Origin of the sequence: Bacillus sp. JNUCC-22 (genome assembly GCF_018861275.1) — a bacterium.
GTDB classification, from domain to species: domain Bacteria; phylum Bacillota; class Bacilli; order Bacillales; family Bacillaceae; genus Bacillus; species Bacillus velezensis.
In genome coordinates this window covers 1,968,642-1,984,040 of sequence record NZ_CP076408.1, presented here as the reverse complement: position 1 = coordinate 1,984,040, position 15,399 = coordinate 1,968,642, and the positions used below count along the sequence as shown (strand labels likewise).

The 15,399-nt window shown below is 50.5% G+C and carries 2 protein-coding genes; both read left to right on the top strand.

Going from position 1 to position 15,399, the window contains the following annotated elements:
* Positions 1 to 6 precede the first annotated feature (6 nt).
* Entirely contained in the window at positions 7 to 7,665 is a 7,659-nt protein-coding gene (locus tag JNUCC22_RS09365) for a non-ribosomal peptide synthetase (protein WP_216061653.1), read from the top strand.
* Positions 7,666 to 7,690: 25 nt separating this feature from the next.
* Positions 7,691 to 15,388 carry a non-ribosomal peptide synthetase gene (locus JNUCC22_RS09360; RefSeq protein ID WP_216062312.1) on the top strand — a complete coding sequence of 2,566 codons (7,698 nt, stop codon included), beginning with the start codon at positions 7,691 to 7,693 and terminating at the stop codon, positions 15,386 to 15,388.
* Positions 15,389 to 15,399 lie beyond the last annotated feature (11 nt).

Below are 15,399 nucleotides of genomic sequence, written 5' to 3'. Positions count from 1 at the left end.
ATTCCATTGGAGAACACTGTTTATTCTTTAACTCACGCACAAAGAAGAGTGTGGTTTACGGAGCTGCTCGAACCGGGCACAAGTATCTGCAATCTCGCGGCATGCGTCAAATTCAGGGGGGACATCGATTTTGACGTACTGCGCCATGCTTTGGATTTTTCTATCTCGCAAAATGATTCGCTCAGGTTTCAACTGACAGAAGGGGACGGATCAGAACCCCAGCTGTATCTGGCGGGGCATCGGCCGATTTCTCTAGAGACTGTTGATTTTACTCATACTGATCAGGCAGAGCGGGACGCATGGATTGACACGCAGACCCGTGTTCCGTTCAAGCTGTTTCATTCACCTCTGTATCACTTTACTCTGCTTGTCATGTCAGACGAAGAAGTTTGGCTTTATTCAAAATTTCACCATATTATCATGGACGGCATCTCGCTCAACCTGCTCGGCAACCAGCTCATTGACATCTACCAAAAGATCATGCGGGGCGAGGATTTAACTGAACATCACAGACCTTCCTATCTCAGCTACATGGAAAAAGAACAGCAATACTTACAGTCTTCCCGTTTTCAAAAAGACCGTTCATTTTGGACTGAAACATACCGAACCGTTCCGGAACACCTTTCACTGGCGGAACGAACCTCTCATCTTAGACAAAGCACTGCGGCTTCCAGAGATACTATCACTCTTTCTCACTCCTTAGAACAATCTATCCGGCGTTTTTGCAAAGAAAATAATATCAGCATCATCTCTCTGTTTATGGCTTCGTTATACATATGCATCAGCCGTCTGACGGCTAAAAAGGATATTGCCATCGGCACTTATTACGGAAACCGGGGCTCCAGGCTCGAAAAGGATATGCTCGGCATGTTCGTCAGCACACTGCCGATCAGAATGACGGCAGATCCTGATGCGGAGTTCCTGTCCTTTGTCCGCAGCGTAGGAAAAGAGCAGCTGTCTGTTATGCGGCACCAGAAATATCCTTACAATCTTTTTGTGAATGAATTAAGGCAGATTCATCATGACCTGCAAAATATCATCGGTATTTCGATGCAGTATCAGCCGCTTGAGTGGCGTAAGGCAGACGGTTTCGATTATGAAACGGCCATGTTTTTCAGCGGGCATACGGCAAATGAGCTGTCCATTTTAATTAAGGAGCGGACAGATACGGGATTGATTGAGCTGAATTTTGATTACCAATCCGCTTTATTTACTGAAAAATCAATCAAACGCATTCAAACTCATTTGCTGACGATCGTTGAAAATGCCGTTAGAAATCCAGACCGGCTGATTCGGCATATTGATATGGCGGATGAAAATGAAAAGAAACGGGTGTTAACTGCGTTTAACCGTACAGAAACGGTTGAACCGCCGGCTCCGACGCTTCACGGACTGTTTGCCCGCCGCGCCGCGCTTTCGCCGCATCGTCCGGCGCTCCGTTTTCCGGGCGGTATGCTGACGTACGCCGAGCTTGACCAGTACACAGACAGGCTCGCCGTTCGGCTCCGACAAAAAGGCGTCCGCAAAGAAAGCATGGTCGGCGTACTCGCTGAACGCTCGCCGGAGATGGTGGTTTCTGTGCTTGCCGTGTTAAAAGCGGGCGGCGCCTACGTGCCGCTTGACCCGGAGTATCCTGAGGACAGGCTGCGCTATATGCTCGATGACTGCGGCGCTTGTCTCCTGCTTGCACAGCCGGGGTTATCCGTTTCCGGTTTTTCCGGAGAAACGCTAGAAGTGTCTCTTTCTGCTCTGACAAGTGAGGCGGAGACAGGGGCTGTCTCTGACGAAGCGGATGCTGATTCGCTCGCTTATATCATTTATACGTCCGGTTCGACGGGAACACCGAAGGGAGTGGCTGTTGAACACCGTCAGGCCGCCGCCTTTTTATCAGGGATGCAAGGGCAGTTCCCGTTGACGGAAGAGGATATTATCGTGCTGAAATCATCCTTTTCTTTCGACGCTTCCATCTGGCAATTGTTTTGGTGGACGATGTCAGGCGCCTCCGTGTATCTGCTTCCGGCCGGCTGGGAGAAAGATCCTGTGCGGATGATTGAAGCGTTTGCCTCAGAAAAGGTGACGACCGCGCATTTTATTCCGGCAATGGTCAACAGCTTTTTAGACGCGCTGGAAACGGAGCCTGAGGAAACAAGAACACGCCTCGGCAGAACACTGACACGCGTGTTTGCCGGAGGCGAAGCTCTTTCCCCGCTTACGGCTGCCCGGTTTGCAGATCTGTTGCCGGAGACGATGCTTATTCACGGCTATGGACCGACAGAAGCGACGGTTGATGCGGCGTTTTACGTCTGTGACCGAAAACGGGACAGCGGACGGACAAGGCTTCCGATCGGAAAACCCGTTCCGGGTGCCCGTCTGTATGTATTAGATAGCGGAGGAACCATCCAGCCTGCGGGCGTGGCAGGAGAGCTGTACATCGCAGGGACCGGGGTGGCCCGGGGCTATCTGAACCGGCCTGAGCTGACGGAGGAGCGTTTTCTCAATGATCCGTTTTACCCGGGAGAACGCATGTATCAGACGGGTGATATCGCACGCTGGACAGAAGATGGCCTTGTCGAATGGCTCGGACGTTCAGACGGACAGGTGAAAGTCCGCGGCTACCGGATTGAACCGGGAGAGATCGAAGCGGCGATCCGGCGCATCGACGGCATTCGTGAGGCAGCAGTCACCGCCCGGAACGAACACGGCGAAACCGCGCTTTACGCCTATATCGAAGGACGGGAAAGCGATGACGTGCGGGCGGAGCTTGCGACACGCCTTCCGGCCTACATGATGCCGGCTCAGTTTATAGAGATGAGCGAATGGCCGGTCACGCCGAGCGGAAAGCTTGACCGCCGCGCGCTTCCGGCTCCCGACGGAGCGGCAGACAGACAGGCGTACACCGCCCCGCGGAACGTCACGGAAATGAAGCTTTGCGCCCTTTGGGAAGAGGTGCTGAAAAACGGCCCCGTCGGCATCCGGGATCACTTTTTTGAGCGGGGCGGCCATTCGTTAAAAGCGACGGCTCTCGTCTCCCGCATCGCCAAAGAGTTCGGTGTTCAGGTGCCGTTACAGGACATCTTCGCCCGGCCGACGGTGGAAGAGCTCGCTTCGGTTATTCAGGACTTGGAAGAGAGCCCGTATGAAGCGATTCAGCCTGCGCAAACACAGGACACCTACCCGGTGTCTTCGGCGCAGAAACGGATGTATGTGCTCCAACAGCTTGAAGACGGCGGTGTCGGCTACAATATGCCGGCTGTGCTGGAACTGACGGGCCCGCTTGACCGCAGCCGGCTGGAGGAGACGTTCCGGCAGCTTGTTGAGCGGCATGAGTCGCTCAGAACGTCCTTTGAAACGGGGCCTGACGGCGAACCGGTGCAGCGCATCCATGACAGCGTACCGTTTCAGCTGGATGAGGCCGAGTCAGCTGACGCATTCGTCCGGCAGTTTTGTTTGGAAGAAGCGCCGCTCTTCCGTGCGGCTCTCGTGAAAGAATCGGACGAACGTCACCTTTTATTAACGGATATGCATCATATTATTTCTGACGGTGTGTCCGTCAACACCTTGATAAAAGAATTCGGCGAGCTGTACGCAGGCCGTTCGCTTGCGCCGATGCGCCTTCAATATAAAGACTATGCCGTCTGGCAGCGGTCGTTTCAGGAGAAAGAAGGGTACCAGAAGCAGGAATCCTATTGGCTGAAGCGGCTAGAAGGAGAGCTTCCGGTGCTTGAGCTTCCGGCTGACAAGGCCCGTCCGGCTGTCAGAAGCTTTGCGGGCGGCAGCGTATCATGCACGCTTGACGCTGAAACGGCTTCCGGCCTTCACCGCATCGCCCGGGATCACGGCTCCACTTTGTATATGGTGCTTCTCGCCGCGTACAATACGTTACTCGCGCGATTGAGCGGGCAGGAAGACATCATCGTCGGCTCGCCGATTGCCGGGCGTCCGCACAAAGACCTTGAACCGATTCTCGGCATGTTCGTCAACACGCTCGCCATCAGAACGGAGCCGAAAGGAGACAAACGGTTTACCGATTACTTGGCGGAAGTCCGCCAGGCCGCGCTTGAGGCGTATGAGCATCAGGACTATCCGTTTGAAGAGCTAGTGGAACGGCTCGGGGTGCAGCGGGACATGAGCCGCAATCCGCTGTTTGATGCGATGTTTATTCTTCTGAATATGGAGCGAGAAGAGATAAATCTGGCCGGCCTGAAGGCGTCGCGATCAGAGCATACCGAACATGATGTATCAAGTTTTGACCTGACCTTATCAGCGGCTGAATCCGATGGAAACATCCGCTTTGAAATGGAATTCAGCACCGAGCTTTTTATGAAAGAAACGATTGAACGCTGGATGGGCCACTTACTGAATCTCTTGCGCCATGTTGCCGCCGAACCGGAAGTCACACTATCGAAAGCTGACATTTTGGATGAAGAAGAAAAACAAAAGTTACTGATTGAGTTTAATAACACACAAACCGAATTCATGGAAAAACACAAACTGTTTCACCAGTTGTTTGAAGAGAAAGCAGAAGAAACGCCTCATCAGACCGCTGTTATTGAAGGAGCACAACAGATCAGCTATTCGCAGCTTAATGAGCGGGCAAATCGGCTTGCGCGAACATTACACAAAAATGGATTCGGTCCGGGAAAAAGAGCAGCTATATTGGCAAACCGCTCGATTGAAGCGATCGTCAGTGTTCTTGCCGTCATGAAATCGGGAGGGGCGTATATACCGGTTGACTCCCATTATCCCGAGGAACGGATTCGCTATTTATTAAAAGACAGCGCGGCATCCGTCTTGATGGTGCAGTCAGAATACAAAGAACTTGCTTCACAGCTGACGGATAACAATTTATTTCTCATTCAGCTCGATCATGAAGATCAATACGATATTTGTGCAAAGAATATTCAGCCGGCAGCGTCACCGGATGATACTGCATATATCATATATACTTCGGGAACAACGGGAACGCCGAAGGGAGTCGAAGTCAGAAATCTCAGCTTTACGCATGCAGCACTTGCATGGCGGAAAATTTATGAGCTTGATCGTAAACCAGTCCGAGTACTGCAGATGGCGAGTTTCTCATTTGATGTATTTTCAGGGGATCTTGCACGCGCCCTGCTAAACGGGGGAACGCTTGTCATTTGTCCGGATGACGTCCGGCTTGAGCCGCAACAGCTTTATCGGCTCATTGATCAGTACCGTATCACGTTTATGGAGTCGACACCCGCGCTGATTGTTCCGTTTATGGAATATATATATCGCCGGAAGCTCGCGCTGCAAAGTGTAAAAATACTGGTACTGGGTTCAGATATGATCAAGTCGCAGGATTTTTATACGCTTCATGAACGCTTCGGAAAAGAAATGCGGATCATTAACAGCTACGGTGTAACAGAAGCGACAATTGATTCTTCGTATTATGAAGCCGAAATGAGCGAAAAGCCGCGGGAAGATGATGTGCCGATCGGTGTTCCGCTTCCGAATGTACAAATGTACGTCTTAAACAAAGACAAACAGGTCCAGCCGATCGGCGTTTTCGGAGAGCTGTATATCGGAGGGGCCGGCGTCGCCAAAGGATATTGGGGACAGCCTGAGCTGACAGAGGGCGCATTCAGTGACCCGTTACAAACGGGAGAAACGCTTTACAGAACCGGAGATCAGGCTTGCTGGCTGCCGGATGGTACTCTTCGTTTTCAAGGGCGGATTGATAAGCAGGTAAAAATCAGAGGCTACAGAATTGAGACGGGAGAAATAGAAAGTGTGCTTTTGAAACACGATCAAGTCAAAGAAGCGGCTGTTACCGTGATGAAAGATGCCGAAGGACAAGCCCGATTAGCGGCATACATCGTTCCTAAAGAGGCCGATATCTCATCACTTCGCCAGTCTCTAATGCAGGAGCTCCCGGCTTATATGATGCCGTCCCATATTATCGGTTTAGACAGCATGCCCCTGACACTGAACGGCAAACTTGATAAATCGGCATTGCCGGCAGAAGAGATACATTCATCCCAGGCATTTGTCGCGCCCGGCGATGAAAAACAGGCGATGTTATGCCGGATTTGGGAAGATGTGCTTCATATTCAGAAAGCGGGAATCCATCACTCTTTCTTTGAGCTTGGGGGAGATTCCATTAAGGCGCTTCAAGTGTCAGCCCGACTCGCCGGAGAAGGCTGGAACATGTCGATCCGCGATTTGTTTCAGTTCCCGACGATTGCAGAACTCGCGAAGCACCTCATGCCGGCTGTTGCAATGGCTGATCAGGGGCCGATAGAAGGAAGCGCTCCGCTGACACCGATCCAGCAGAGATTTTTTGAGGAGCCGGGTGCGTTTGAGCTTCATTATAACCAAGCGGTCATGCTGTGCAGTGAAGACAGCCTCGAAATAGATGCGCTGTATCAGGCGGTTTGCGCGCTGACAGAACATCATGATGCGCTGCGAATGACTTTCACTGAAAATGAGCATGGGGAAACGGTTCAATATAATCGCGGAATCACAAAGCAGTATGAAGAAATCTTTACGCTTAACGTCATAGATATTTCAGAAGAAACGCAGCCCGAAAAACGGATAGCCGCTGAGGAAAAAGAAATACAGCAGGCTATGCGTCTTGATCAAGGGCCTCTGCTTCATCTCGGAGTGTTCCGGCAGAAGGAAGCCGACCATCTTCTTATAACAATTCATCATCTTATCGTGGACGGCGTGTCATGGAGGATATTGCTTGAAGATCTGCAGACAGCTTATCAGCAGGCATTGGAAGGCAAACAAATCAAACTGCCGCCGAAAAGCGATTCTTATATAAAGTATGCCGAAGAGCTTTTTGACATTTCCAAAAGCAAAGCATTGCTGGAGGAAGCCGCATACTGGGACAGCGTGATGTCTAGTGAAACAGCGCCGCTGCCGAAAATAACTGATGAAAACGCCGGACGATTGCAGGAAAACGCGCGCACGGCATCGTGGATATTAAGCAGCGAAGTCACGAAACAGCTGCTGTTGGAAACACAGCAGGCATACGGAACGGATGTTCATGAATTGCTTTTAACGGCGCTTGGAATGGCGCTTCATGAGTGGACGGGTTCTGAACAGATCCTTATCAGCACTGAAGGGCACGGGCGCCAAGGGCATATGCCTGACATTGATATGTCAAGAACAGCAGGATGGTTTACATCTGTTTACCCGGTGCTTTTGGATATGAGAGTGCCGGGCGGCTCAGGCGAAAAAACCGCTCACCGCATAAAGACGGTAAAAGACATGATGAGACGGGTTCCTTATCACGGAACCGGCTACGGGCTGTTGAGATATTCGCGAAACATTCTTTATAAAGACCCAGAAATAAGCTTTAACTATCTCGGTGCGTTTGACGGTCTTGAGGGAACGCTGAAGATGTCACCGTTCAAGCCGCAGCATGATATAGCGGCCGGGCGCATCCGCGAGTTTGATCTGGATATTAACGCGATGGTGGCGGCCGGGCAACTGGAGGTAAAAGCCGTTTATACCGATGTATTTGCACCGGGGGCAATCGAGGTCTTCATGAATCGTTTCCATACTCACATCGAGGACATCATCGCCCACTGTTCCGGCAAGAAAGAGCGGGAAAAAACATTAACGGATTACAGCCATACAGAATTGACCGCTCAAGCACTATCAAGCATTGAAGATCTCGTAAAAGGACTTTAATTTCATAAAAAGGTGTGTGGCATTCGTGACACAAGCGACAGAAATTCAAGATATTTACCCTTTATCATATATGCAGGAAGGCATGCTGTTTCATTCGCTTCTGGATTCCGGATCAAACGCATATGTCGAGCAGATTTCGTTTACAGTCAGCGGGGATTTATGCATTGATACATTCCAAAAAAGTCTGGATATGCTTGTCAGCCGTTATGATATTTTCAGAACGATTTTCATAAAAGAAGTGCCTGACCTTGAAGGGCCGCAGCAGGTTGTCCTTTCACGCCGTGACACAGCCGTACAGACTGAGAACATTTCAGATTATTCGGAAGAACAGCAGCAAAACATCATTAAGGAATTCAAGGAAACCGACCGGAATAAGGGCTTTGATCTGCAAAAAGGCCCCTTAATGCGCCTGACTCTTTTTCAAACGGGAGAAAACCGCCATACATGCGTTTGGACTCACCATCACATTATGATGGACGGCTGGAGCTTGGGCATTGTGCTGAAAGATTTCTTCAGCATGTATTATGCGATCCGAAACGGGCGGCCTGTAAACCTCGGCAGTCCGGCTCCTTACAGTTCTTATATCAAATGGCTCCGAAGCCGGAATAAAGAAGAAACGTCAGCGTTCTGGTCGCGCTGCTTGGAAGATTACGGAGAAGTCGTTTCCGTTCCGCAAACGAAGAATAAGCCGGCGCAAAACGGTTATGCATCTGAGCATTTTCAATTTTCCCTTGAGTCTGAAACCGTGCAAAAACTGACAGACATTGCCCGAAGCACCGGGGTCACGCTGAATACTTTATTTACGAGCATTTGGGGACTGCTTCTCCACCGTTACAACGGCACTGAAGATGCGGTATTCGGTTCAGTTGTTTCCGGCAGGCCGTCAGCTATCGCCGGCATTGAATCCATGGCCGGACTGTTTATCAATACCGTGCCGGTAAGGGTGCGCGCGGCTGGGGATATGACTTTTTCTTCTCTCCTCAAAAAGGTGCAAAAAGAGTCACTCGCTGCGGAAGAGCACAGCTATTATCCGCTTTATGACATCCAAAACGAGAGCGGTCTGCAAAAAGATCTCTTGAACCACATCCTGGTTTTTGAGAATTATCCGGTTCAGATGCAGACTGCGGTAAACGGCTGGCAGCAAACGGAAAGCAGTGCGCTCTCACTTGAAAACTTTTCGATGGCGGAAGAAACCAATTACGATCTTAACGTCGTCATCGTTCCGGGAGAAGAGTTTTATGTGAAATTCAGCTACAATGCGGGCATCTACGATCGGGAAGACATGAAACGGATCAAAGGGCATATTCTGGAGGTCATCTCCTGTGTAACGGAAGATCCGGACAGGCTTTTATCAAGCATCAGTCTCGTGCCTCCGGAGGAAGAAGCCTTGATTCATTCGTTTAACGAAACGAACCGTCCGTACCCTGAGACAACCGTTCATGGGCTGTTTGAAGAACAGGCGGCAAAAACGCCTGACCAAGAGGCGTTGAGATATAACGGGGTAAGCTGGAGCTACAAGAAATTAAATCAGCGGGCGAATCAGATTGCGCATGCCTTAAGGGAAAAAGGCGCACGCCCCGATCAGATCACTGCTGTTATGCTGCGCCGATCAATGAGTACGGTTGCCGCTCTGCTCGGAATTTGGAAGTCGGGCAGCGCCTATATGCCGATTGATGCGGAATTCCCGCCTGAACGGATTTCATTTTTACTGAGAGACAGTGAAGCCTCACTGCTCGTGACTGAAAAAGACCTGCTCCCCCTCATTCCGCCGGATTTCAAGGGCAGTGTCGTCATCATAGAGGAAACGGTTTCCCAGCAGACTGCACCGCTTCCGCCGGTATCTGACAGCGGAAATTGGGCGTATGTCATTTACACCTCCGGAACGACAGGCCGGCCGAAAGGGGTGCTTGTACAACACAAAGCGATCAGCAATACATTGCAATGGCGGCGTGAAGAATACGGGATGACAGAAGGGGACATAGCGCTTCATCTTTTTTCATACGTATTTGACGGGTCATTAACGAGTCTTTTCACTCCGCTTCTGTCGGGCGCCTGTGTATTGTTAACTGATGAAGATGATGCGAAAGACGTCCTTTCAATAAAACAGAAAATCACCCGCCACGGAGTGAGCCATCTTCTGATCGTTCCGTCTCTGTATCGCGTTCTGCTTGATTCGCTGACGAAAAAGGATGCGCAGACGCTTCGGGCGGTGACATTTGCCGGGGAAGCGGCCACTCCTGATATCGTGGAAGCGAGCCGCGGCATATGCCCGAATGCCGAGCTGCTGAATGAATACGGCCCGACGGAAAACAGTGTGGCCACGACGATTCTGCGCAACCTGCAAAAAAGCAGCCGGATTACGATCGGGCGCCCGATTGCCAACACTTCTGTCTATATGATGCATGGAGATCGGCTGCAGCCGGTCGGAGCCGTCGGTGAACTGTGTATTTCCGGAAAAGGTCTGGCGGATGGATATTTTCAGCAAAAAGAGCTGACGGGCAAAGTCTTTACCCCTCATCCGTTTCGTGAAGGTGAACGGCTTTACAGAACGGGAGATGCAGCCCGATTTTTACCGGATGGAACGATTGAATACATGGGACGCTTTGACGATCAGGTGAAGGTAAGAGGTTACAGAATTGAATTAGGAGAAATCGAAACGGCACTCAGAAGTCTGTCCGGGGTAAAAGAGGCGGCAGTCACCGTGCGCAAAATGGCGGACGGGGAACAGGAGCTTGCAGCTTATGTCGTACTGGAAAATGCGGGTGTGACATTTAAACCGCACGCTGAATTGGCCGGGAGATTACCTGCTTATATGATACCGGGAAGCTTTACCAAATTAACGGAAATGCCGCTGTCTGTGAGCGGAAAACTTGATCGGGCCGCACTTCCTGAGCCGAAAGAAGCCGAGAGAACCGGTGATTATCAAGCTCCGCGCACAATGCTTGAGACTGAGCTGCTGTCTATTTGGCAAGAAGTGCTGAAACGGGAACACATCAGTATGAGAGATGATTTCTTCCAAATCGGCGGACAGTCGCTGAAAGCCGCGTCGCTTGTTTCAAACATACATAAACGGCTGCAAATTGAACTTGCCGTCCGCCATGTTTTTGAACATCCGACCATCGAGAGCATGGCCCGCTTCCTTGAACAGAGGAAAAGAGGAGAATATGCAGAAATCACGCCTGCTGTGGCAAAGGACTTGTACCCGCTATCTTTTGCGCAAAAAAGGCTCTATGCCCTTCATCAGCTTGCAGCGGACAGTACGGGCTATCATATGCCCGCTTGTCTGGAACTGAGCGGCAGACTCAACCGGGATCGCCTGCACGAAGCCTTTTCAGCGCTGTTACAAAGGCATGAAGCGTTACGCACTTCATTTGTTTTACGAAACGGGGAGCCGATGCAGCAAATACATGCACATGTCGATCTTGACCTCACAGAGATTCACATGCCATCCGGGAACCTTCTTCAAGAGGTGATGGAAACTTTCGTCAAACCGTTTGACGTGGAAAAAGCGCCGCTTTTGAGAGTGACTTTAGCCAAAGTTACTGAAGAACGTCATTTTCTGCTGCTTGATATGCATCATCTTATCGCAGACGGTGTGTCAATGAGCGTTCTGATTCAAGAATTGACGGATTTGTACAGAGGAAAAGAGCTGCGGCCGTTAAAACTCCAGTACAAAGATTTTTCCGTCTGGCAGCATGAGCGGTTTGCCGCTGAAGAATTCAAAAGACATGAGCGTTATTGGCTGGAGACGATCGGGGAAAACATTCCCGTACTTGATCTGCCGCTCGATAAAAAGCGCCCGCAGCTTCCTGATTTCAGCGGGTCCGCGGTTCGAACGCGCCTTCAAAAGGAAACGGCGGAGAACTTGCGCCAGCTCATGGATGAGACGGGTTCGACACTGTATATGATTCTTTTGGCAAGCTACTCCTTGTTCCTTTCTAAATTGAGCGGGCAGGAAGACATTGTCGTCGGTTCACCTGCGGCCGGCAGAAGCCGCGCTGAGCTTGACGGGGTCATCGGCATGTTTGTAAATACCGTGGCAATGAGAAGCAGGCCGAAAGGGGATAAGACATTCCGCGCTTATTTAGAAGAGGTGAAAATGCTCGCCCTCGGCGCGGCCGAACATCAGGACTTCCCGTTTGAAGAACTTGCCCAAAAGCTTGATACACACCGGGAAGTCAATCGCAATCCGCTGTTTGATGCCATGCTCGTTTTGCAAAACAGTGATGATTTCGAAGTGAACCTTCCGGGCTTATCCGTTTCTTCACATGCAGTGAAGCATGACATTTCAAAATTCGACTTGACGCTTCATGCCGAGGAACGGCCGGATGGCTCACTGGATTTTCATTTTGAATACAGTACCGCGTTGTTTGAAAAGGATACGATCGAACGGTGGGCCGATCATTTTAAAGAGCTTTTAGGACAAATCGCATCGGATGATGAGCGGAAGCTGTCTGACATTCATTTGCTGGGCATAAACGAGCGGCAGATGCTTCTTCAAGCGGAAAATCAAACGGCGGAGTATCCGAGGCATGAAACGATTGTCAGTTTATTTGAAGCACAGGCGGAAAAAATGCCGGATCAAATTGCAGCCGTCATGTCTGATGAGCGTCTCACCTACCGCGAGCTCAATGAAAAGGCGGATCGAATCGCCGATATGCTGTCGGAAAACGGCATCCGCTCCGGACAGATTGTCGGAATTATGACCGAACGATCTCCGGATATGCTGATTGGGATTCTCGGTATTTTAAAAGCGGGAGGTGCTTATCTGCCGATTGATCCTGACTATCCGGACGAGCGGATTTCATTTATGCTGACTGACAGCGGCGCGCGTGCTCTGTTGACGCAATCGGGTCTTGGGATATCCGGAATGGACGGGCTGCCGGTTTTATACATCGATAAGCCTGAATCCGTTTCAGCAGACAGAACGAAAGAAATAATAACGCCTGAACAGCCGGCTTACGTGATTTACACATCGGGCACAACCGGAAAACCGAAAGGCGTTATGACGGAACACCGCAATGTCATCAGTCTTATCACACATAAAGGACTGCCGTTTGATTTCGGCTCTGAAGACGTCTGGACGCTGTTCCATTCCTATTGCTTTGATTTTTCTGTCTGGGAAATATTCGGCGCGCTCTTATACGGCGGAAAGGTAGTTATCGTGCCGAAAGACACAGCCCGTGATCCGTATTTGTACCGGCAGCTGCTGCAAAGTGAAGGCGTAACGGTGCTGAACCAAACGCCGACGGCTTTTTCCGGACTCATTCATGAAGAGGCCGGGCATACGGACAAGCTGAAGCTTCGATATGTCATTTTCGGCGGAGAAGCGCTTCAGCCCGGCATGCTGAAAAGCTGGAAAGAGAAGTACCCGGAGACGGAGCTTGTTAATATGTACGGTATTACGGAAACCACGGTTCACGTCACATGCAAAAAACTGAATATGGATGATATTGAGAGAAACAAAAGCAATATCGGCAGACCGCTGGAAACCCTTCATGCTTTTGTTATGGACGCCTATATGAATCCGCAGCCGATCGGAATTCCCGGTGAGCTTTATATCGGCGGGGAAGGCGTCGCGAGGGGATATGTAAACAGGGATGATTTAACCGCCTCCCGTTTCATCACGAATCCGCACGTTTCCGGCATGCGGCTCTACCGGACGGGTGATATCGCCAAAAGACTCTCAAATGGAGAGCTGGAATATGTCGGGCGGAAAGATGCGCAAGTAAAAGTCAGAGGCCACAGAATTGAGCTGGGAGAAATTAAATCAGCGCTGCAAGAGCTTTCCTCCGTGAAAGAGGCCGCCGTGATCACACGTGCTGATCAGCACGGTCAGCACTCCATTTACGCATACGCGGTCTTACACGGGAACGAAAAGATAAAAGAAGCAGAGATTCAGGCCTCTCTCAGAGCTTTTCTGCCGGAATATATGATTCCCGCCCGCTTGATAGAGCTTGATGAACTGCCTCTGACGGCGAATGGGAAGCTGGACGAGAAGGCGCTCCCGCAGCCTGAATTAAATGATAGCCTTGGAGATGATATCAGCCTGAGAAATGAAACTGAAGAAATGATGGCTGACATTTGGGAAGAACTCTTAGGTGTTGAAGGCCTCGGCCCCAATGCTCATTTCTTCCATCTCGGCGGGGATTCGATTAAAGCGCTGCAAGTATGTGCGAGGCTGAAACAGCAGGGCTATGAAACGACCGTCCGCGAGCTGTTCGAGCATCAGACACTGGGAGAAGTATCGATGCGGCTCCGGAAAGTCCGCCGCGTGATTGATCAGGCTCCCGTCACGGGAGACGTGCCGCTGACGCCGATCCAGCACTGGTTCTTGTCGCAATCATTGCCGCATGATCATTTTAATCAGTCCGTAATGCTCCGCAGTGCGGACAGAATCAATGAATCTGCTATGAGAAAAGCGCTGGCACAGCTCGCGGTTCATCATGACGCATTACGGATCGTATGCGGCACGCAAAACGGATCGGTGACTCAATACAACAGAGCGGAAAACCTTTCTGAAGAAGAACTCTTTACGTTTGAAACGCATGACGTGAGAGGGAAAGGGTCATTACAAGAGGAGCACGCCGCAATTGAACAGGCGGCCGCCCGTATTCAAACTTCCATTCGGCTGGAGACGGGTCCGCTCGTAGCTGTCGGATTATTTCACGCTAATGATGGCGATCATCTGCTGCTTTCTATTCATCACCTTGTCATTGACGGTGTATCATGGCGGATTTTATTTGAAGATCTCACCGCGTGCTACAGGCAGGCGCTCGCAGGAAAAGAAACCGCGCTTCCGGCAAAAACCGATTCCTATCAGACTTACGCGAAGCAAATCTCTGATTATGCAAAAAGCCGCCGGCTGTTACAGGAAGCAGACTACTGGTCCGAAAGAGAAAGAGCGGCGGTCGAACCGCTTCCGAAAGATGCCCGCATCTCTTCCAATCTTCTGAAAGATACAGATGTGATGACCGTTACATTGACGAAACAGGAGACTGAGCAGCTGTTAACGGAAGCGAACAGAGCATACACAACAGAGACGGGTGAATTATTGCTTGCCGCGTTAAGCCTTGCGCTGAACAGATGGACCGGAAACGAGACATTCAAAATCAGCATGGAAGGCCACGGAAGGGAAGAGCACTTGGAGCATCTTGATATCAGCAGAACCATCGGTTGGTTTACGTCAATTTATCCGGTATTGGTTGACGCAAGTTTTCAAGATCAGGCTGATGACGGCGAGCGGCTCGGCTATCACATTAAGCGGACAAAAGACATGATGCGCCGCATTCCGCATAAAGGAGCGGGATACGGGGTGCTGAAGTATATAAGCAAACTCTGGGAAGAGACTGAATCCGATTCTCCTGAAATCAGTTTTAACTATCTGGGACAGTTTGACCGTGAAATCCGTTCCAGCGGCTTTGGTGTTTCTCCCGTAAAAGCGGGAAATGAAGTCAGCCCAGACTGGGAACGTCCGTACACACTTGATATCAGCGGCTCCGTATCGTCGGAATGTCTCAGCATGCATGTCGTGTACAACCGTTTTCAGTATCAAAAAGAAACGATTGAAGTTTTGACGGGATATTTTCATGCCTTTCTCAAGCAAATCATCACGCATTGCACAGGCAAAGAGGAGCGTGAATGGAGCGCCGCTGATTTCAGTGACGAGGAGTTAACGCTGGAAGATCTGAGTGACATTATGGGAGCCGTCAACAAACTATAGAAAAGGAGTGG